14 protein-coding genes and 1 pseudogene are annotated in these 21707 nt (G+C 51.5%); 10 read left to right on the forward strand and 5 right to left on the reverse strand.

What is annotated here, in order from left to right; all coding sequences use genetic code 11:
* The first annotated feature begins 12 nt into the window (after positions 1–12).
* Positions 13–1665 carry a malate dehydrogenase (quinone) gene (mqo, locus tag D6C13_RS11185; RefSeq protein WP_120132821.1) on the forward strand — a complete coding sequence of 551 codons (1653 nt, stop codon included), beginning with the start codon at positions 13–15 and terminating at the stop codon, positions 1663–1665.
* A gap of 89 nt (positions 1666–1754) precedes the next feature.
* On the opposite strand, the gene D6C13_RS11190 is transcribed toward mqo, so the two are convergent.
* The 4 genes from D6C13_RS11190 to ebgR form a co-directional block, all read right to left on the reverse strand.
* A complete protein-coding gene (locus D6C13_RS11190; protein WP_120132822.1) occupies positions 1755–3254 on the reverse strand; it encodes an amino acid permease in 1500 nt (499 codons plus the stop codon).
* A gap of 51 nt (positions 3255–3305) precedes the next feature.
* The gene (locus D6C13_RS11195; protein ID WP_120132823.1) at positions 3306–3758 is read right to left on the reverse strand and encodes a beta-galactosidase subunit beta; all 453 of its coding nucleotides are present in this window, start codon (positions 3756–3758) and stop codon (positions 3306–3308) included.
* Positions 3758–6814, reverse strand: coding sequence for a beta-galactosidase subunit alpha (ebgA, locus tag D6C13_RS11200; protein WP_120132824.1), 3057 nt, complete (start codon positions 6812–6814; stop codon positions 3758–3760). The genes D6C13_RS11195 and ebgA overlap by 1 nt, the downstream gene beginning before the upstream one ends.
* A gap of 134 nt (positions 6815–6948) precedes the next feature.
* The gene (gene ebgR / locus D6C13_RS11205; RefSeq protein WP_208642887.1) at positions 6949–7929 is read right to left on the reverse strand and encodes a transcriptional regulator EbgR; all 981 of its coding nucleotides are present in this window, start codon (positions 7927–7929) and stop codon (positions 6949–6951) included.
* 212 nt (positions 7930–8141) lie between these two features.
* Here ebgR and ygjJ point away from each other — a divergent pair, with 212 nt between their 5' ends.
* The 4 genes from ygjJ to D6C13_RS11225 all read left to right on the forward strand — a co-directional run bounded on the left by ygjJ (position 8142) and on the right by D6C13_RS11225 (position 12378).
* Positions 8142–9224 (forward strand): protein YgjJ, encoded by a 1083-nt coding sequence (gene ygjJ / locus D6C13_RS11210; protein ID WP_120132826.1) that lies wholly within the window; start codon positions 8142–8144, stop codon positions 9222–9224.
* Positions 9224–11605 carry an alpha-glucosidase gene (gene ygjK / locus D6C13_RS11215; protein WP_244212678.1) on the forward strand — a complete coding sequence of 794 codons (2382 nt, stop codon included), beginning with the start codon at positions 9224–9226 and terminating at the stop codon, positions 11603–11605. Before ygjJ ends, ygjK begins: the two co-directional genes overlap by 1 nt.
* 241 nt (positions 11606–11846) lie before the next feature.
* Positions 11847–12104: a type II toxin-antitoxin system Phd/YefM family antitoxin gene (locus D6C13_RS11220; RefSeq protein WP_120132827.1), complete on the forward strand. Its 258-nt coding sequence runs from the start codon at positions 11847–11849 to the stop codon at positions 12102–12104.
* On the forward strand, positions 12091–12378 hold the full coding sequence (locus D6C13_RS11225) for a type II toxin-antitoxin system RelE family toxin (protein ID WP_279630064.1): 288 nt from the start codon (positions 12091–12093) through the stop codon (positions 12376–12378). The genes D6C13_RS11220 and D6C13_RS11225 overlap by 14 nt, the downstream gene beginning before the upstream one ends.
* On the opposite strand, the gene cytX is transcribed toward D6C13_RS11225, so the two are convergent.
* Positions 12375–13637: a putative hydroxymethylpyrimidine transporter CytX gene (gene cytX, locus D6C13_RS11230; protein ID WP_120132829.1), complete on the reverse strand. Its 1263-nt coding sequence runs from the start codon at positions 13635–13637 to the stop codon at positions 12375–12377. The two genes, D6C13_RS11225 and cytX, sit on opposite strands and share 4 nt — an antisense overlap.
* A 191-nt stretch (positions 13638–13828) precedes the next feature.
* Here cytX and D6C13_RS11235 point away from each other — a divergent pair.
* From D6C13_RS11235 to D6C13_RS11255, 5 genes and pseudogenes are all read left to right on the forward strand, one after another.
* Positions 13829–15348: pseudogene (locus D6C13_RS11235) on the forward strand (type I restriction-modification system subunit M).
* Positions 15341–16609, forward strand: coding sequence for a restriction endonuclease subunit S (locus tag D6C13_RS11240; protein WP_120132830.1), 1269 nt, complete (start codon positions 15341–15343; stop codon positions 16607–16609). The pseudogene D6C13_RS11235 and the gene D6C13_RS11240 overlap by 8 nt, the downstream one beginning before the upstream one ends.
* The gene (gene rhuM / locus D6C13_RS11245) at positions 16602–17600 is read left to right on the forward strand and encodes a RhuM family protein (protein ID WP_120132831.1); all 999 of its coding nucleotides are present in this window, start codon (positions 16602–16604) and stop codon (positions 17598–17600) included. Before D6C13_RS11240 ends, rhuM begins: the two co-directional genes overlap by 8 nt.
* Before the next feature lie 3 nt (positions 17601–17603).
* The gene (locus D6C13_RS11250) at positions 17604–20924 is read left to right on the forward strand and encodes a type I restriction endonuclease subunit R (protein WP_120132832.1); all 3321 of its coding nucleotides are present in this window, start codon (positions 17604–17606) and stop codon (positions 20922–20924) included.
* 7 nt (positions 20925–20931) lie between these two features.
* Entirely contained in the window at positions 20932–21705 is a 774-nt protein-coding gene (locus D6C13_RS11255; RefSeq protein ID WP_120132833.1) for a M48 family metallopeptidase, read from the forward strand.
* Positions 21706–21707: the final 2 nt, after the last annotated feature.

Genomic DNA, 21707 nt, shown 5'->3' on the forward strand with positions numbered 1-21707 from the left:
GAAACAGACGTCATGAGAAAGATACTTGGTATGCTTCTCAACCGTGACTCACTGGGTGCCAGCGAGCCTGCGGCCGCAGAAGACGAAAAATCCGTTGATGTATTGCTGGTCGGCGGCGGAATTATGAGTGCCACCCTGGGGACCTACCTCCAGGAACTCGAACCGGACTGGTCAGTCCATATGATTGAACGCATGGACGGCGTGGCGCTGGAAAGCTCCAATGGCTGGAATAACGCCGGTACCGGCCATTCCGCACTGGCAGAAATGAACTATACCCCGCTGATGCCCGACGGTTCTGTCGATATCACCAAAGCGGTGGCGATCAACGAAGCCTTCCAGGTTTCCCGTCAGTTTATGGCGTATCAGGTGCAGAAAGGTGTGCTGAATAATCCGCGCTCGTTCATTAACAGCGTGCCGCACATGAGCTTTGTCTGGGGCGATGACAACATCGATTTCCTGCGCAAACGCTTCGCTGCGTTGCAGGAAAGTACCCTGTTCCGCGGGATGGAATATTCAGAAGACCCGGAACAAATCAAACAGTGGATCCCGGCAGTGATGGAAGGCCGTGATCCGGCGCAAAAAGTGGCCGCAACCCGCACCACCGCAGGCACCGACGTGAACTTCGGCGAAGTCACCCGCCAGCTGGTTGAGGCGCTGCAGAAAAAATCCAATTTCACGCTGGCAAACGGTCAGGAAGTGCGCGACATCCAGCGCAATCCGGATAAAAGCTGGCGCGTGACGATTACCAGTCTCAAACACAGCCACAAGCACCATGTCGTGAATGCGAAATTTGTGTTTATCGGCGCGGGCGGCGCTTCACTGACGCTGCTGCAAAAATCCGGTATTCCGGAAGCACGTGAATACGGCGGTTTCCCGGTCGGCGGCGAGTTCCTGGTGACTGAAAATCAGGATGTAGTGAAACGCCATCTGGCGAAGGTTTACGGCAAAGCAGCCGTGGGCGCGCCACCGATGTCTGTTCCGCATCTCGACACCCGTATTATTGATGGTAAACAGGTTCTGCTGTTCGGGCCGTTCGCCACCTTCTCCAGCAAGTTCCTGAAAAATGGTTCTTTGTGGGATTTGTTCGGCAGTGTGAACAGTTCTAACCTGTTGCCGATGACCCGCGTGGGCATGGGCAATTTCGATCTGGTGAAATACCTGGTCGGGCAGGTCATGCTCAGCGATGAAGACCGCCATGCCGCGCTGAAGGAATTCTTCCCGCAGGCCGAGCAGACAGACTGGAAACGCTGGGTGGCCGGTCAGCGCGTGCAGGTCATCAAAAAAGATGGCAAGCACGGTGGCGTATTGCGTCTCGGCACCGAAGTAGTCAGCGCGAAGGACGGCAGTATCGCCGCCTTGCTGGGTGCTTCACCGGGTGCCTCAACCGCCGCGCCTATCATGATGAAACTGCTGGAAACGGTCTTTAAAGAGAAAGCCGCCAGTGCCAAATGGCAGGCCAAATTCCGCGAAATCATCCCGTCTTATGGCACCAGGCTGAATGGCAATATCGAAGCGACTGAGCAAGAGCTGCTGGAAACCAGCCGTATCCTGCAACTGGAAACGCCGTCGATGATCACCACGCCGGTGGCCGAAGTGGTTCAGTTGCGCCCGCTCGACGTTCAGGCGAAACAAGAGCCGAAACAGCCTGCGGATATTGCGTTGTAAGTTCTGCGTAACTTCGGGAGCAGAAAAACAAAAACCGCCTTTTCAGGCGGTTTTTTTATGTCCTTATTTTCTCTTAATGTGCCGCAGTTTTATGCCCCGGAAAGCGACTTTGCCCTATTCTCTTTTTTCACCCGTGCAGTTTCAGTTTGTGATTCCAGCACAATTCTCGCCAGCGGCGTGTCTTCGTGATAACGGGTTTTATCGTCCAGTCCTTTGGAATATTTATTGTATTTCCACCAGGCATAGCCGAGGAACAACACCAGCCCGCCGACGTTATAAAACACAATCGTGATAATACTGGCTCCGGTCGGGAAGGTTGAGGCGATAAACCCGACGGTGAAAATCACAATCAGCGTGCTGACGATGGTGATCCCCTGCATTCTCGATCCCATTTTGAAATCACGCTCAACGCTGTCGTATTTCAGACGCAGGTTCAGGTACGCCAGCATAATAAACAGCGGCGGCAGCATTGATGCGGCGGCGGTCATGTTAATCAGCGTATTCATTAAATCCTGCACGCTGTTGGAGCCTAATGTCGGAATTAACATCAGCGGGATAACGATGAGAAACTGGATCCACGCCGCGCGTGTCGGTACACCGTGTTTATTCAGGCGAATGGTTTTCTCGCCAAAAATCCCTTTAGGAATTTCAGTAAAGAAGATTTTGACCGGAGCCGCCGTCCACATCAGTAATGAACCGAACATGGCGGTGAAGGAAATTACGCCGACGAAACGGTTCATCAGCACGGCCGGTAATCCAAAGTGCGCGGATAAACCTTCAAATACCTGCACCGTACCGCCGGTAAAATGCAGCGAAGATTGTGCCACGAAGACGTTAATCAGCAATGAGGCGATGGAATACAGCACGCCTATCACCAGCCCGGAAATAATGATGACTTTCACGAAGGCACGGCTGCCCCCTTTGACGTCATTGACGTAAACCGCGACCGATTCGGCGCCGCCTGCTGCCTGGAATATCCACGCAATAATGCCTAAAAATGCCCAGTTAAAATGCGGCGTCATCGCCTGAACGTTAATCGGATCCGCCGGTTCTACGCCGCCTATCAGCGCCGCGCCTGCCAGCACGATATAAGAGAACGTCAGCAGCAGCATTAATGTCGACGTGACCGAGGTCATCGGCCCGAGTAATTTCGCGCCGCTGTTGGAAATCAGCGTGGAAAAGGCAAACAGACAGATGCTGATCATCGCGGTCGTGAAGGGCGTGAAAATATAATCGTGCCCTAAGAAGGCGTAAGACGCATAAGCGATCACGCGGGGAAGCAGCGCCGTGAAGAAAAACAAATTCACGAACCAGTAAGTATAGGCAGTCATAAATGCCCAGCGGCCGCCGAGGGCGCTTTTCACCCAGGCATAAACACCGGCTTCCGAATTCTTATTTAACGAGACAAATTCGGCGATGATCAGACAAAACGGAATAAAGTAAATGAGGGTCGCCACCAGAAATACCGGTGCCGAGGCGATGCCTAACTGGATGTTATTGTTGATGACGTTATTGAAGCTGAAAACGGCGGCAAATGTCATGGATAACAATCCAAATTTGCCTATGGTATTTCGACTGGACCCGGCCATAAATACTCTCCAACTGCGATGTTTGTAGGGTAAGTGGTTTTAGTTTTTTTATTATTTATTAACGAAATAACTCTCTTCGACGGTCACTTTTAAGATGACTTTGCTGACGTCTTTTTCCGGCCTGAACCGGCAGGCTTCGTGGTTTTCAAAAATGATGACGCTGCCTTTATTCACCTTTACCGTTTCACCCTGACCGCTAAAAAGTTCGCGATCGGTTTCATCGTCATAAGGCACCAGGCTGTGCAGGGCTGATTTCGTGGCAAACTCGATTTCTTCGGTGCCCTCAAGGTAGTAATGCACATCGAAATAACGGCGGTGACCTTCGAATTCCGACCGCGGCTTTTCGCTGCCGCTGGCGAGCCGGTAAACCAGCGAATCGCCGACAGAATGGAAAACGCCGGGACGAATATTTTCAAGGTTATTAATGGCTTCCATACAGCGCTGCCATTTTTTTCCGCTGCGGTACAGTCGCTGAAATTCGGTTAAAGAATCGAGAATAATCATCAGTTTTCCTCCCCGGGATGAAAGGTGAATTCCGCAAGGTGCTGGCTGTCCGTGTCATTCTGGCTGAACGGCACCATCGTGAAGCCGTAGCGGAATGTCGAAAAATACACGCGATAAGAATCGAGCACTTCGGAACCCCAGGAATTGGAGCCCAGTCCGGAAATCTTGTGGTCGAGATTGAGCGTCAGGCAGCTGTCCGGCGTGAGTTCATCGATATGCTGCGCCTGTTGCAGCATTTGCGAACTGTACGGCCACAGGCTGAAATTGAACGGCTGGCGTGGCTGAATGAAAATCCCTTTTCCTGCACCGTCGCGAAGACTCAGCCAGCGGATATCCTGCCGGTTGCCGTTGTCCTGCGGCATCGGATAGTTTTCAAATAAACGGCTCACCGGCTGCTGATAATGTCCGATGAGATTGGCCTGACAGCTGTCCTGATAGTTTTCATCCGGCCCGCGACCGTAATATTCCACCTGCGTGAAACGACGGCTGACGCCAAAATCGAGGCCGATTTTCGGGATAATTGAATCGAAATTACCGTAAGGCGTGCCGGATAAATCGAGGCTCACCACGCCCTGAGGCGATATCCGCCAGCGATAAATGCAGCGCATACCGAAATCGAAAACAGGCGGCGCGATGATGCTGTGCACTTCAATCACCACGTCGTCCTGCTGGCGTTCCCAGTGCATCTGCCGGAAATGCTGTTGCATGATATGCAGATGATTGGGCTGCCAGAGGCCTTCAAACTCCTGTTTATGATTGTCGATGACCGGCTTAAAGAAATTGAGTTTCGGCGCGCGGCCGACAATTTCTTCGTCATCTGCTTGCCAGCTTTTCAGTTCACCATCCAGACGTGAAAATGCCAGCCGGAAGCCATCGCCGCTGACGATAAGCTGATGTTTTTGCTCATCACATAACAGCGTTGCGGCTTTTTGTGGCGCAGGTTTTGCGGCAAAGGGGCGGGCTGCCTGCAGCAGCATCTGGTAATGTCCGAGTGAATGTTGCGCTTCGCTGTATGCGGTCTGGCTGTTTTTGCGGATGCCAACATTAAGGAAGATTTCCTGCCCGCTGGCGGAAAACTCCGGCAATTTTAGTGTTTCGCATTCGCCCGGTTGCAGGTGCGGCAGGGATATTTCACGGGTTTCGAGGCAGTGTCCGGCGACCTGGAGGGTCAGCGACAGCGTGATGTCTTCCAGTGAACTGAACCAGTAACGGTTTTTGATGCGCAGCGCGTCGCCGCTGAGGCTGACGCCGACCGGGCACAGCACCTGTTTATATTCGCGCAGGCCGGGGCCGGGCGTCTGGTCGGGGTAAATCAGCCCGTCCATACAGAAGTTATAGTTGTTCGGGTAATCGCCGTAATCGCCGCCGTAGGTGTAACGCGTCTGGCCGTTTTCACCGGTTTCCAGCAATCCGTGATCGCACCATTCCCAGATGTAATGGCCCTGAAGGTTGTCATGGCGATTAAAAACGGCCTGATATTCGGCTAATCCGCCGGGGCCGTTGCCCATCGCATGTGCGTATTCGCAGATGATGCGCGGTTTGGCGTGCGGGTATTCGCCGAATGCATTCATCATTTGTACGCGGGAATACATGGTGCTGATGACGTCGGTCACTTCGGCGTCGCGGTCTTCTTCGTAGTGAACAAGCCGCGTCGGATCGAGGGTTTTGCAGCGCTTCGCCATCGCGCGGATATTGCAGCCATAACCGGATTCGTTGCCGAGCGACCACATGATGATCGACGGATGATTTTTCTGCGCCATCACGTGACGCCCGATGCGCTCCACATAGGCGTTTTCCCAGCGCGGATCGTCGGTGATGCGGCTCAGATCCCCGACGTTCGCGAAACCGTGACTTTCCAGATCCGTTTCGGCCATTACGAATAAACCGTACATATCGCACAACTCGTAAAAGCGAGGATCGTTCGGGTAATGCGCGGTGCGTACCGAGTTGATGTTGTGTTGTTTCATCAGGATGATATCGCGCTCAACCCGCGCCATATCGACCGCCCGGCCTTTGCGGTGATCGTGGTCGTGACGGTTCACGCCGTGCAACTTGAGATAACGCCCGTTGACGTAGAACAGTCCGTCGCGCACGAAGATATCACGAAAACCTACGCGCTGCGGCACGACCGAAATCACCTGACCCGCGTCGTCATACAGTGTCAGTAACAGCTGATACAACTCAGGATGTTCGGCATTCCACTGGCGCGGATGACTGACCGGAATTTCCAGCCGGCAGCGCGTTTCATCGCCGATATTCAGGTTATTTGCCGACATTTGTGCCACGCAGAGGCCATCGTCGAATAACTGCGCGTGCAGGCGATAACCGCAAACCGGCTCGCGTGTATTACACAGAACGGCATCGATGTTCAGCACGGCGTCGCAGTAGTTTTCATCGAACGCGGTGACCACGGTGAAATCGTTGAGATGAACGGGATTTTGGCCGGTGAGATAAACATCGCGGAAAATTCCGGCCATCCACCACATGTCCTGATCTTCGATATAAGTCGAATCCGCCCACTGTAAAACGCGCACGGACAGCAGGTTTTCACCCGGTTTAACGCAGGCGCTGATATCGAACTCTGCGCACAGGCGGCTGCCTTTGCTGAATCCGACGTATTGCCCGTTCACATACACCTCGAAATAGGTTTCCACGCCGTCGAATTTAATCAGCGTTTGTTTGCCTGTCCGGGATGCATCGAGGGTAAAACGCTGCTGGTATGCGCCGGTGGGATTATTTGTGGGAACGTAAGGAACGTCGATCGGGAAGGGAAAACCTTCATCGGTGTATTGCAGATGACCGTGGCCTTCCATCTGCCACATGCCGGGAACGGTGACAGTGCCCCATTCCGTCATCGGCTGACGGTAGAATTCTTCCGGGACTAACGCCGGATGCTCAAAAAAGCGGAACTGCCAGCTGCCGCTGAGCAACTGAAAGTACTGGCTGGCGGCGCGATCGAAGCGCAGCGCCTCCTGCGGGTTTTCATAGCTGAAAAAGGAGGCGCGTGGCGGTAAACGGTTCTCTGACTGCTTCTCGATATTTTCCCAATTATTCACGTGATCTCTCCTGAGACGTGTTTCTATGGGAGAGAAGATAGTAAATATTTAGTAAAAATAACTAAAAAAATTTACTGATTGTCAGAGAGATCACAAAAAATAAAAAATCGGTCTGCGGATCATGCAGTTAAATTTTACCGGCGGGTGGTGTCCCGAAGTTGCAGCGATCCCGGCACAAATACCGACAGCGGCACGGTGCGTTCGTCACGCAGACGTTCGGTCAGCAGGTTAACCGCCTGAGCGCCCATGGTTTCGGAATGGATACGCACTGTCGATAACGAAGGGAACACAAAGCGTGCTGTCGGAATGTCATTGACGCTGATCAGCGCGATTTGCTCCGGGATTTTCACCCCGTGTTCCAGCAGCGCGCGGGTCACGCCCAGGGCAATGGTATCGGTGGCAATCAGCAGCGCCGGGGGATAAGGCGCATTTTGCTGCAACATTTTCTTCGCACACTGATAGCCGGACTGGCTGGTGAAATTGCCGTACCAGATATCATCTGGCTGGACGACGTTTTTCGCACGACCATATTCCACAAAGGCCTGCTCGCGCTGATCCGGGAATTCAGGGTGATCGCGACCGCCGATAAAGCCGATCCTGGAATATCCCTGACCGATAAAGAAGTCGATGACCTTCTGGCTGATCTTAAATAAATCCACGTTTACGCAGTCAGACTGCGGGTCTTCCATTACGCCATCAATGAAAACGACCGGTGTAGATTGTTGCGCGAGTTGGGTATGCAGTGCGGCCTGAGGTTGCCCGATAACCAGAAAACCGTCCGCCGAAGGCAGCGCTTTTTCGCCGGTGAAGTCATAGCCGGATATCAGGGTAATACCCAGTTTTTCACATTGCGTTTCAATGCCATAGCGCATAGAGAGATAGTAAGGATCATCAATTTCCAGCCCCTGGCGGTACGTGAACAATGCGGCAAACGTCATGCGTTGGGTGGCATTGCGCCGGGAGGGAGAAATTTTATATTCCAGGCGTTCCGCCGTTTCTAAAATCTTCTGGCGGGTTTGCGCTTTCACGCTCAGGCTCGGATCGTCATTGAGCACACGTGAAACCGTCGCAACGGATACGTTCGCGGCCTCAGCGATTTCCTTCAAAGTAGCCATCAGCGTCTCATAATCAGGTAAACCAAAGCCGTAGCTTAATGTGATCAGCGCCTTATGTACACCGCTCACCGGTCTGCCTGCCCGCAAAATCTCACTGTGACAGAGTTAACGCTTTACCTAATTTTAAGTATATTTTAGTAAAATATTTACTAGTATGCGTTTTATCTCTGCTTGTCCTATTCATAATAATCAAAACAGTGAAGCGCATAACAATGAAGAACATATCACTCAACAAAATATTCTTACTTTTATTATTCTCCTTACCGATGAATTTGCTGGCGCAGGAACCGGTTGTCCCTGCCCAACATAATGAATTAACGCCGCCGCAAATAACCCCGGCTACCCCCGATGCCACCGCCTATCGTTTTTATGGCGAAATGGGGGGCGGTGGCAGCGTGTATTTAAATGGTAAAGATCAGCATAAATACAGCGACGGAACCTATATAGAAGGCGGCCTGGAAATAAAGCACGGCAACTGGTTCGGGCTTATTTATGGTGAAGGCTGGACGGTGCAGGCCGACCATCAGGGAAATGCCTGGGTGCCCGACCACAGCTGGGGCGGATTTGAGGGAGGGCTGAACCGTTTTTACGGCGGTTACCGTACCGATCAGGGCACCGAATTTATCCTGAGTATGCGCAATGATTCTTCGCTGGATGACCTGCAATGGTGGGGCGATTTCACGCCGGAATACGGCTACGTTATTCCTAATACCCGCGATTTAACGCAGGCGGTAAAGGTGCAAAACCTGACCGGTAAGTTTCGCTACAGCGTGACCGCTGCGCCGCAAAGCCGTGTTAACGAAAGCACCGCATTACTTCATTTCGGAAAATACGACCGTTATTCAGATAAATACACCTATCAGGCGATGGTCAACGGCTACACGCAATATGATTTGGCGCAGGGGCTGACGCTGCTCAACGGTCTTGAACTTACCGACGGCACGGGGCAATTGTTCCTTGTGGGTTTGCAGGGCAAAAATCTGGCGGGGCGCATATGGCATCATACCGGCAAGGGCGACAGCAGCCATTCAGGCCACGAATCAGGAATGATGGTCAGCGCCATGGTCGAAGCGGCCTCCGGTCTCTATTTATCGACAGCGTACAGTTACGCCGAACATTCGCGGGATAATACTTTCGACACCACCACGTCTTACGCACAGGCCGGTATCTGGTATGAATATTACGGCGGCCGGTTCGCGACGGCATTGGACAGCAAATTCTATATGAGCAATGACAATACCGGCGCCAGCAATTCGGTATTTCTTATGCAATATTTCTATTGGGGTAAATCATAATGAAAAAAATTAATTCGCGTCAGCCGCTCAGTGTCATTATCTGCGCTGCTTTATTTATTTCCGCACAGGCACCGGCAGAAACAGCCCATACTTTACGGGCTGATTCTTTTAAAAACGTCATTAACCGCACCGGCGCACCGCATTATATGCTCGATTATGATTTCGACGAGCATCAGCGTTTTAATCCTTTATTTGATGACGGTGCCTGGCACGGGCATTTACTTCCAGCTGGCCCGGAAGGCATGGGCGGATTCCCCGGACCGGCGCTGCTGACCGAAGAATATATCAACTTTATGGCCGATAACTTTGACCGGCTGACTGTGTATAAAGCAGGGCAAAAAGTTGCGCTGAGCATGAATGCTTACAGCATTCCCGGCGCGCTTATCCAGACGCTGACCGCGCCCGGCATCCGCATAGACATGACGTTACGTTTCGTGACGTCACGCACTTCATTGCTGGAAACGAAAATCACTACCGATTCCCCGCTCGAACTGGTCTGGGACGGCGAACTGCTGGAAAAACTCCGCGCTCAGGAGGGAAAACCGCCGTCGGATAAAACGATTGAGCAGGAATATCCGGCGTATACACGCCAGATCCTGCCTGTCGCTGATGGCCTGCGAGTGACTTTCGGCAAAGTGCGTGAGGCATCCAGCCTGATGACGTCCGGCGAGTCTGAATATCAGATCCACAAATCCCTGCCTATGCAGACGACGGTTGAAGGGCATCAGTTTACCGGCAAAGCTAAAATCACCGGTTCCACCACGATTTACACCACTTATTCGCATCTGCTGACGGCTGCCGAAGTTCAGAAAGAGCAGCCGAAAATTAAAGATATTCTGGCGCATCCCAAGCCTTATCTGGATGCCTCGCAAAAGCGCTGGGAAGGGTATCTCAATGCGGGGCTGACTAACCCGAAAGCGACGAAAGATCAGGAACGTGTGGCGGTGAAAGCCATCGAAACATTAACCGGTAACTGGCGCGGTGCGGCAGGTGCGATGAAGTTTGATTCGGTGACGCCATCAGTCACCGGCCGCTGGTTCTCCGGCAATCAGACCTGGCCGTGGGACACCTGGAAACAGGCGTATGCGATGGCGCATTTCAATCCCGACGTGGCGAAAGACAATATCCGTGCCGTGTTTGCATTTCAGATCCAACCCGGCGACAAAGTGCGCCCGTGGGACGCCGGTTTTGTGCCTGATCTTATTGCTTACAATCCGAGTGCCGAACGTGGTGGCGACGGGACTAACTGGAACGAACGCAACACCAAACCGAGTCTGGCAGCGTGGTCGGTGATGGAAATCTACAAAACCACCGGCGATAAACAATGGCTGACCGAAATGTATCCGAAACTGGTCGCTTATCACGACTGGTGGCTGCGCAACCGTGACCACAACCATAACGGCGTGCCGGAATATGGCGCAACGCGCGATAAAGCGCATAACACTGCTGACGGCAAAATGCTGTTTACCGTCACGGAAGGGAAGAAAGAACAGACCGAATCCGGGCTGAAAAACTACGACCGCGTGGTGAAATCTGGTCAGTACGACAGCATAGAAATCCCGGCGCAGGTGGCCGCTTCCTGGGAATCCGGGCGCGACGATGCGGCAGCCTTTGGATTCATCGATGCCGATCAGCTGGCGAAATACATCAAAAATGGCGGTAAAAAACAGGACTGGCAGGTCAAATTCGCCGAAAACCGTTCTGATAACGGAACGTTGCTGGGATATTCCCTGCTGCAAGAGTCGGTCGATGAAGCCAGCTATATGTACAGCGATAACAAGTACATGGCCGAAATCGCCGACATTTTGGGCAAGAAAGCCGAAGCCGCAGATTTTCGGGCGAAGGCAGTAAAACTGGCCGGTTACATCAATACCTGCATGTTCGACAGCCGCAGCGGCTTCTTCTACGACATCCGGATTGAAGATAAACCGCTGGCCAACGGCTGCGCGGGCAAGCCGATTGTTGAGCGCGGCAAAGGTCCTGAAGGCTGGTCACCTCTGTTTAACGGCGCGGCGACGCAGGCGCATGCCGACGCGGTTGTGAAGGTGATGAAAGACGTGCGTGAATTCAATACCTATGTGCCGCTCGGCACCGCCGCACTGACCAATCCCGCGTTCGGCGCAGATATATACTGGCGCGGCCGCGTCTGGGTCGACCAGCTGTATTTCGGCCTGAAAGGCATGGAGCAATACGGTTACCGCGAAGATGCCGTGAAAATGGCACAGGCATTCTTCGAACACGCCGATGGCCTGGTTTCGGATGCGCCTATCCGGGAAAACTACAATCCGCTCAACGGTCAGCAACAGGGTGCACCCAACTTCTCCTGGAGCGCGGCGCATCTTTATATGCTGTACAACGATTTTTTCGGGCAGGGTAAGTGAGACGGAACGGGCTGAATTTTTAATACAAAACCTCATGATCTGGAAGGTATCTTCCAGATCGTGAAACATATCATCAGAATATGTGGATCCTTTCTCCTGCCAGACAAATGATAAGGACGATTTTACATTTAGGGAGAAAGGCGAGTCACATGGATAGCGTAAATATCATACAAAAAGAGAGTTCAGATGGTATGATTTATGATACTAAATTTAGTATTTAAATCTTGCTGAAGAGGTCTCTATGCCAGTCCAACCCGTTTATGCCAATGCTGCCGTGAGTATCAGCGATTTTAAAAAATCACCGAATGCCGTATTGAAAGAATCCAACGGGCAGCCGGTTGCCGTACTCACCAATGGCAAGATTTCCGGCTATTACGTCTCAGCCGAAACATGGGAAATGCTGTCTGAATACTTAGAGGATATGGAACTGGGGGAAATAGCCCGTTCACGAATGAACGGTAAGAATAAGCGTGTCAGGGTTAACCTTGAGGACCTATAACCTGGAGTTTGATTCACGGGCACTCAAGGAATTTCAGAAAATGGGCGAGCCGGTAAAACTTCAGTTTAAAAAGAAACTGGCTGAAGTTTTAGAGCAACCGCATATACCCGCCAACCGTCTGCGCGGATTACCCGACTGCTATAAGATAAAATTGCGCGCTTCGGGTTACCGGTTGGTGTATCAGGTGACTGATGCGCAAATCATTGTTTTGGTTTTGTCCGTTGGAAAGCGTGGGCGGTCTGAGGTTTATCAGACCGCCAGGCATCGTCTTTAAATCGCTCTTTTCCCCCGCCCTAATCCCCAGCATACCAGCCCTGCTACCAGCAGCGACGGAATGGTCGCGCCGACGTCAGGGAGCAGATTTGCCATCAGATGATAGACCGCGATACCAATAAACCAGGCCGCGACAGAACGGAGATTCAGGTTTTCAGTAGTCTGACGGCGCAGAACAAAATGATGCGTCAGCACCACGCCGAACAACGGCGCAAATACTGAACCAATCAGCAACAGGAAGTTTTCGTATTGCGTCAGCGGCACCGCCCAGGCAATCAACGTGCATAGCAGGCCGATGCCCAGCGTCAGCTTACCCACGCTGACGGGGACAGATGTCCCCGCTGAAACCGCCGCCGAGTGAATATCCGCAAAAGCATTTTCATGCTCATCTACCAGAATCAGCAGCAGCGGAATACCCAGCGCAACGCCTGAGAGCGCCAGCAGCAGTGCATTAGCATCGGTCGACGTGCTGACAAAAGCCAGCGTATACGCCACCCCGAGAGACATCATCCACACGCTGCCGAGGAAATATCCGCAGGCGGTTCCCCAGAAATTCTGCCGCGCAGATTTGCCAAAGCGGGTGTAATCCGACACCAGCGGCAACCACGAAAACGCCATCGACACCACGATATCGCAGGCCAGCGCGAACGGCATCGAACCGTCTCCGGCCTTATGCCACAGCGTGGATAAATCCGCATGCAGGAACAGATAGCCGGTCAGCCACGCGCAGCTCGCCAGCAGCAACCAGATCCCCCAGCGGCGCAGCACCACGCGGATAAATGCCAGTGGTCCGCTGGCCGCCAGAAGGGTGGCGACGACGCCGAAAATAAATGTCCAGAGCATCGGATTTGCCCAAAAGCTGCCGCCGCCCCAGGCCCGCTGCGCCAGCAAACTGGCCGCATCGCGCATGACCACAATTTCGAACGCGCCCCAGCCGATCAGCTGGATCAGGTTGAACAGCACCGGCAGCGCCACGCCGTGTTTACCGAGGCTTAATCTGAGCGACGCCATTGATGACATACCGGTTTGCCCGCCGATCACGCCGACCAGCGCCAGCAGGGCAACACCGACGGCGGATCCCAGCACAATCGCCGCCAGTGAGCCCGCCAGCCCGAGGCCGGGCGCCAGAATCGCACCGGCCTGCAATACCATCAGGCCCATGCCGAGCGAGAACCACAGCGAGAATAAATCAGACCAGCCCAGCACCCGTGACTGTTGTGGAACAGACGCTTGCGGGGAATAAATACTATTATCTTTCAAAGGGTTAATTTAGTGGCTAAAGCGAACGCCTGTTATAGCATATCCGTGTGAAATTCTGAGAGTGACGGATGTAACAGAGCATTTTCTGCGGCGTACCGGACGTTATGGCAACAGCACTATTTTGGCCGGGGAGCGATAAGGGTAGATTGCCGCCATGCTTTTCCATGACCTATTAAGAGTGGCTGACCCGAATGACCGATAAAGTAAAACAAGACGACATTAACAAAGCCCTTTGGACGCCTGCGATACCTTCCGTGGCACCATCAGCGCGGACACCTACAAAGATTTCATCCTGACGATGCTGTTTTTGAAGTACATCTCCGACGTCTGGCAGGATCATTACGACACCTACGCCAAAGAGCACGGCGACTCGCCGGAGCTGATTGAAGCGCTGATGAAAAGTGAGCGTTTTGTTCTGCCGAAAGACGCCAGCTATTACGCCATTTATGCCCGCCGCCATGAAGCCAAAAACGGTGAGCGTATCGATCAGGCGCTGCACGCCATTGAAGAAGCCAACGGCACCAAGCTGAAAGACGCCGGAAAGAGCGTGTTCCAGGATATCTCTTTTAACACCGATAAACTGGGTGAAGAGAAGCAGAAGAACGGCATTCTGCGTGAACTGATCGAGCACTTCGATAAACCTGAGCTGAACCTTAAACCGAGCCGCGTCGGCACACTGGATGTGATCGGCAACGCTTATGAATACCTGATCAAGAAATTTGCGTCTAACGGCGGTCAGAAAGCCGGTGAGTTTTACACCCCACCGGAAGTGTCGGATTTAATCTCTGAACTGCTGGATCCGCAACCGGGCGATACCATTTGTGACCCCGCCTGTGGTTCCGCCTCGTTGCTTATCAAATGTGGTGCCCGTGTACGCACCAACCACGGTTCGAAGCATTACGCGTTGTACGGTCAGGAAGCGATCGGCTCCACCTGGGCGCTGGCGAAAATGAACATGTTCCTGCACGGCGAAGACAACCACAAAATCGAGTGGGGCGATACCATCCGCAACCCGAAATTGCTGGATAAAAACGGCGACCTGATGCTGTTTGATATCGTCACCGCCAACCCGCTGTTCAGCCTCGATAAGTGGGGCCACGACGATGCGGCATCTGATAAATTTGATCGCTTCCATCGCGGTGTGCCGCCAAAAACCAAGGGCGACTATGCGTTTATCTCGCATATGATCCAAACGCTAAAACCCGCCACCGGTCGCATGGGCGTGGTGGTGCCGCACGGCGTGCTGTTCCGGGGTTCCAGTGAAGGGAAAATCCGTCAGCAGCTGATTGAAGAAAACCTGCTCGACGCGGTGATCGGCCTGCCGGAAAAACTGTTTTACGGCACCGGTATTCCGGCGGCGATCCTTATCTTTAAGAAAGACAAAATCGACAACAACGTGCTGTTTATCGATGCCAGCCGGGAATATAAATCCGGTAAAAACCAGAACGAACTTAGCCCGGAAAATATTAAAAAAATTATCGCGACTTACCGTGAAGGCGGCTCTGTCGATAAATACGCCTATATCGCCAGCCTGAAAGATATTCAGGATAACGACTACAACCTGAATATCCCGCGCTATGTCGATACCTTCGAAGAAGAAGATGAAATCGATCTGGTGGCGGTGCGCACAGAGCGCTTAGAATTAACTGCTCAGTTGGATGCGCTGGAAGCGGAAATGGCGGGATATCTGAAGGAGCTGGGTTATGAGTAAGGTTCCGGCGGGGTGGGAAGTTAAAAATTTGGGTGATATTGCGACAGTAACGTCTGGCGGTACACCAAGCAGAGATAATATTGAGTACTGGAACGGCGCAATACCTTGGGTTCGAACTACAGAGGTTAAAAACTGTCCTTTATATTATAATGATATAAAGGAGTTTATTACTGAAGACGGGCTTAAAAATTCATCAGCAAAACTTGTACCTGAAAATTCCGTACTGATTGCAATGATAGGTCAAGGTAAAACTCGTGGACAAGTGGCTATATTGAAGCTTCCTGCTTGTACAAATCAAAACTGTGGAATTGCAATTTTTGATTCTAACTCTGATGCTGATTTCTATTTCCAGTTTTTACTAAGTCAATACGAAGCTATTCGTAAATTTAGCAATTCGGCGGGGCAGAGTAATCTAAGTGGTGCATTACTTAAAAAAATCACAATGCCTGTCCCCCCACTCCCAGAACAAACCAAAATCGCCCAAATCCTCTCAACCTGGGATAAGGCGATTGCGACCACTGAACAACTGATCGGCAACAGCCAGCAGCAGAAAAAAGCGCTGATGCAGAGTTTGTTGACGGGTAAGAAGCGGTTGCCGGGGTTTGAGAAATTGAATGAATATCAAACTACAAGATATGGAAAAATACCTTTAGATTGGGGTTTTAAACAGATCGATGATATTGCTAAAAATATATCTATAAAGAATAAAGAAGGTAAAGACTATCCTGTTCTTTCATGTTCAAAACATAGTGGGTTTATAGACTCTTTAAAATATTTTAATAAAAAAGTCTATAGTGATAATACTAGTGGATACAAAATAATAAAAAAAGGATGGTTTGGTTTTCCATCTAATCATATTGAGGAGGGGTCTATCGGGCTTCAGGATTTATATGAGGTCGGAATTGTTAGCCCTATTTATATAATTTTTGGAGTAAATGAAAAGTTCATTTCATCCTTATATTTATACGCATTATTCAAAACAGATCATTACAAGCAAATTTTTTCAGCTTCAACAAACGCTTCGGTTGACCGCCGGGGGAGTTTGCGTTGGGATGAATTTGGGAAAATTAAAGTGCCCGTTCCCTCTCTCCCTGAACAACAAAAAATCGCCCAAATCCTCACGGCTGCCGATAACGAAATCGAGCTGCTGCAAAAGAAACTGGTGTTCCTGAAGCAGGAGAAAACCGCGCTGATGCAGCAATTGCTGACCGGTAAGCGCCGCGTGAAAATCAACGCTACAGAGGAATGCATGGATGCCTGAAAATGATGTGATTTTGTATACCAGTGAAGATGGATTGGCGCAGTTCACTCTGCGTCAGCTGGGTGGGCAGGTATGGCTGACACAGCTCGAAATGGCGGAACTTTACCAGACTAGCAAGCAAAATATCAGTAAGCATGTGAAAAGCATTTTCTCAGAGCAGGAGCTGGTTGAGGAGGCAGTTGTCAACCGTAAGTTGACAACTGCGGGTGACGGAAAAGAGTATCTGACCCAGCTTTATGCTCTGCCACTGATCCTCGCCGTAGGCTATCGGGTTCGTTCGACGCGCGGCACACAGTTCAGACGGTGGGCGACGCATACTCTGGGTGAATATTTGTCTAAAGGCGTCGTGATGGATGACGAGCGCCTTAAAGATCCCAAGTGGGATTACTTCGATGAACTCCTCGAACGTATCCGCGAAATTCATTCTTCCGAATTACGTTTCTATCAAAAAATACGTGATTTGCTGGCATTATCAGAAGATTACCGGGCTAATGAGAAAGAGACTTCATTATTATTTGCCGAAGTTCAAAATAAGTTGTTTTTTGCCGTGACGGGTTTTACAGCTGCCGAGTTAATTGTACAAAGAGCAGACCCAAATAAACCGAATATGAACTTATTCAGTTTCAAAGGGCAGCGTGTGCGCAAAGCGGATGTTGTAGTGGCCAAAAATTATCTGAATAACGATGAACTGGACAGCCTCAACCGGCAGGTTTCCATGTTCTTTGAATTCGCAGAATTCCGTGCCGAGAGGAAACAACATTTAGTTTTGAGCGACTGGCAAGAGTACATCGATAAGTTCATGGCATTTAACGATCAGCCGATATTAAAACGTGCGGGTTCAATAAGCCGTGAGCAAATGACGTTAAAAGCACATCAATGCTATGAAGTATTTGATCAGCAGCGTAAAAAGCAGGATGCACTGGAAGCTGACAGGGCTGAGCTGGAACAGCTGGATCAACTCGAGAAACGTTTACAGAAGAAAAAGGACTAACGGATGTCACAGCCTGAACCACACCCCCTGCCGAAGTTTGAAGAAGAATATATCGCCAAATTACCGGCGCTGACGCTGATGACCCACATGGGCTGGACGTTTCTGTCGCCCGCTCAGGCGCTGGCGGCACGCGGCGGCAAGCTGGATCAGGTGGTATTGCGTGATGAACTGCACCGGATGCTGAAAACCCGCCGTTTTCATTACGCGGGGAAAGTGTATCCGCTGTCTGAAAAATCCATTGAAAATATTATTAGCGAAGTATGCAGCCCGGCCCTGAATGAAGGGTTGATGTCGGCTAATCAGCGGATGCACAACCACTTGCTGTACGGCATAACGGTCACTGAGTTTGTTGATGGGCGTAAATCCAGCCAGACCGTTGAACTGGTCGACTGGAAAAATATCGCCAACAACAGCTTTCTGGTCACCGAAGAGTTTCGCGTGACCCGCACCGGCGGCATTGGCTCATCGCATTATGATTGCCGCAAACCGGATATCGTCGGTTTTGTGAATGGCATTCCGATGGTAGTGATCGAGGCTAAACGCCCGGTCAGCCAGGGCAAAAGAGGCCCGACTATCGAGGAAGGTATTTCCCAAAACCTGCGTAATCAGATGGACGACGAAATTCCGCATCTGTTCGTCTACAGCCAGATTTTGCTCTCGATTAACGGCAGCGACGGGCGTTACGGTACCTGCGGCACGCCGCTGAAATTCTGGGGTGGCTGGCGCGAAGAAGATATTACCGACGCTGAAATGCTGGCGGTGAAGAACAAAAGACTGAACCCGCAGCAGGTTTCCGGCCTGTTCAGCCACCGTAAGCCGGAAGATTTACACTGGTATCAGAATCTGATTGCCGGCGGCCATCTGGCGGTGACGGGACAGGACCAGATGCTTATCAGCCTGCTGTTACCGGCGCGCTTATTGGAGATGGTTCGCCTGTACACGCTGTTCGACACAAAAGTGGGCCGGGTGATTGCCCGCTATCAACAGGTGTTTGGCATCAAACGGCTCACCGATCGTATCAAACTCAAAAATGCGCAGGGCGGTCGTGAAGGGGGCGTTATCTGGCATACCACCGGTTCGGGCAAATCCCTGACGATGGTACTGTTCAGCAAAGCGCTGTTGTTAGATGAATCACTGAAAGCCTGCCGTTTCATCGTCGTCACAGACCGCGTGGATCTGCAAAGCCAGCTCAGCAAAAGCTTCGTGTCGGGCGGCGAGCTGGCAGGCAAAAATGATTATAAGCATGCGATGGCCACGTCGGGCGCGCGTCTGGCGCAGCAAATCGGCCAGGGTAAACAGCGGATTATCTTCTCGCTGATCCAGAAATTTACCTCGGCAACCGAATTACCCGAGTGCCATAACGACGATGCCAATATCGTGGTGCTGATCGACGAAGGCCACCGCAGCCAGGGCGGTGAAAATCACATCCGCATGAAGCTGGCGCTGCCCAACGCGGCTTTCGTGGCCTTTACCGGCACGCCGCTGCTCAAAGACGATAAAACCACCAACAAATTCGGCCCGATTGTTCACGCCTATACCATGCAGCGCGCGGTGGAAGATAAAGCCGTCACGCCGCTGTTATATGAAGAGCGCCCGCCAGAACTGAACGTTAATCAGAAAGCCGTCGACAGCTGGTTTGATCGTATTACTGATGGTTTGAGCGACGCGCAGCGCGCCGACTTAAAACGTAAATATTCCCGCAAAGGCGCAGTGCAAAGCGCCGACGATCGTATTCATTTAATCGCGCTGGACGTCGCCAATCACTTCAGTAAACACATCACCGAGGGGCTAAAAGGTCAGTTGGCGTGTGACAGCAAACTGTCTGCCATCAAATATAAAAAGTACCTCGACGAAGCGGGCTTGTTTGAGTCCGCCGTGGTGATGAGCCCGCCGGATACCCGCGAAGGTAATACCAGTATTGATGAAGCAACCCAGCCGGAAGTGTCGAAATGGTGGAAAGATAACGTTGGCAGTGAGGATGAGCGGAAATATACCCAGAAACTGATTGGGCGTTTTGAGAAAGACGAAAAGTTGAAATTGCTGATCGTGGTCGACAAGTTGTTGACCGGTTTCGATGAGCCGCTTAATGCTGTGTTGTATATCGATAAATCCCTGAAAGGGCATAACCTCATTCAGGCCATTGCCCGCGTTAACCGACTGCATGATAAGAAGAAAGAAGGGTTGCTGATCGACTATCGCGGTGTACTGGCGGAGCTGGACACCACCATCGCCAAATATCAGGACCTGGCTTCGCGCACACAGGGCGGCTATGACATCAATGATCTCGACGGTCTTTATCATCAGATGAGCAGCGAATATAAGCGCTTGCCGTTATTGCATAAAACGTTATGGGCAATCTTCGACGCGGTGCCGAATAAAAGCGATACCGAGCAGCTGCGTCAGGCTCTGGTACCTAAAATGGAGCAATGCAACGGCGAGTTTGTCGATATTCACCTGAAGGCACGTGAAGATTTCTACGAGGCACTGAGTGAGTTTGCCAGTTGCCTGAAAGTGGCATTGCAATCGGCGACGTTCTTCGAAGACAACAGTTTTAGTGATGCCGACCGTAAAAGTTACAAAGAAACCGTCAGGCAGCTTTCGCAGTTACGCCAGCAAATAAAAGCCGATGCCGGTGAAACGGTGAATTACGACGAATACGCCGAACAGGTGAAAAAACTGCTCGATAAACACGTGGTCGGCGTGCAAATCAAAGAGCCTGACGCCGTGTACGACGTGTCGAAAATGGGGCAGCAAAAGCCCAAAACACCACATCCGTCGTGGTCAGAAGATAAAACCCGCAACGAAACTGACATCATTAAAACGCGTGTCACCAAAATGATTGAGCAGGAATTGCACGATGATCCTTATGCGCAGGAAGCATTCTCGGCTCTCCTACTAAAAACGATAGAGGAAGCGGAAAAACAGTTCGATCATCCTTCCAAGCAATATCTGCTTTATACCGAGTTTATGCAGGATGTTGAAAACCGCCGGTTGCAGGATATCCCCGATGCCTTCGGCAGTAATAAACATGCGCAGGCTTATTACGGCGTGTTCAAAAAAACTTTACCGCAGGTTTTTGCCGTGGCAGACCCGCAAGTCGAGAAGAAATGGACAGAACTGGCCTTTGTCATTGATACCGCGGTCGAACGCGCAGTGACTGAAAACTCTATCAATACGCAAAATATTGAAGCGGAGATCCGCAAAAATCTGCTGACGATGCTGTTTCATGAGTGCAGGGACGTCGGTGCGGGTATCGATCAAGTGAATAGGATTGTCGAAAGCGTGGTGCAAATCACCCGCGTCGGCCTGAATGGTGTGTCATAAGGCAAATATGAGCGTACGCATCGCGATTTCCCGCCCGAGAAAATACTCTCCCACTCTCTGTTTTCACTATGGCGATGAGCGGATCTGTTTTGAAATCAGCGCCCGACGCAGTGTGAAAAGCAAGGTGCTGATCAAAGTACACCCGGATTGCAGGGTGCAGGTCGCCGCGCCTGAAAACAGTTCCGATGAAGACGTGCTCGGTGCGGTGAAAAAACGCGGACGCTGGATCTGGCAACAATTGCGGGATTTCCGCGCGCAGCAGCAACATATTACCGAACGACAGTACATCAGCGGTGAAAGCCACTTTTACCTCGGCAAACAGTACATGCTGAAAGTGCTGGTGGAGCCACAGGAAAAGCAACGGGTTAAAATGCTGCGCGGCAGGCTGGAAATTACCGTGCGGGAAAGGAACCCGGAGCGTATCCGCGTATTGCTCAATGAATGGTACAGAGATCGCGCTAAAGAGGTTTTCGCCAGACGGCTGGAAGAAATGCTCGGGCAGGCATTGTGGGTCAGTGAACGGCCACCATTACGGGTGCAAACCATGCAAACGCAGTGGGGAAGCTGTTCGCCGCAGGGGCGCATCACGCTGAACCCACATCTGGTCAAAGCGCCGCGTGAAAGTATCGATTACGTGATTTTGCACGAGCTTTGTCATCTGGCAGAACACAATCACAGCGAGCAGTTTTACCGCCTGATGAAGCAGGTGATGCCGCACTGGGAGAAGGTGAAAACGCACCTGGATGGTATGGCGGCCGCATTACTGAATGGCAGTCATTAGAA

Source organism: Rahnella woolbedingensis, assembly GCF_003602095.1.
Taxonomy (GTDB): Bacteria; Pseudomonadota; Gammaproteobacteria; order Enterobacterales; family Enterobacteriaceae; genus Rahnella; species Rahnella woolbedingensis.

Coding starts and splice junctions, on each gene's coding strand:
- mqo (WP_120132821.1), top strand. CDS start 13: ATGAGAAAGATACTTGGTATGCTTCTCAACCGTGACTCACTGGGTGCC.
- D6C13_RS11190 (WP_120132822.1), bottom strand. CDS start 3,254: ATGGCCGGGTCCAGTCGAAATACCATAGGCAAATTTGGATTGTTATCC.
- D6C13_RS11195 (WP_120132823.1), bottom strand. CDS start 3,758: ATGATTATTCTCGATTCTTTAACCGAATTTCAGCGACTGTACCGCAGC.
- ebgR (WP_208642887.1), bottom strand. CDS start 7,929: ATGGCTACTTTGAAGGAAATCGCTGAGGCCGCGAACGTATCCGTTGCG.
- ygjJ (WP_120132826.1), top strand. CDS start 8,142: ATGAAGAACATATCACTCAACAAAATATTCTTACTTTTATTATTCTCC.
- ygjK (WP_244212678.1), top strand. CDS start 9,224: ATGAAAAAAATTAATTCGCGTCAGCCGCTCAGTGTCATTATCTGCGCT.
- D6C13_RS11220 (WP_120132827.1), top strand. CDS start 11,847: ATGCCAGTCCAACCCGTTTATGCCAATGCTGCCGTGAGTATCAGCGAT.
- D6C13_RS11240 (WP_120132830.1), top strand. CDS start 15,341: ATGAGTAAGGTTCCGGCGGGGTGGGAAGTTAAAAATTTGGGTGATATT.
- rhuM (WP_120132831.1), top strand. CDS start 16,602: ATGCCTGAAAATGATGTGATTTTGTATACCAGTGAAGATGGATTGGCG.
- D6C13_RS11250 (WP_120132832.1), top strand. CDS start 17,604: ATGTCACAGCCTGAACCACACCCCCTGCCGAAGTTTGAAGAAGAATAT.
- D6C13_RS11255 (WP_120132833.1), top strand. CDS start 20,932: ATGAGCGTACGCATCGCGATTTCCCGCCCGAGAAAATACTCTCCCACT.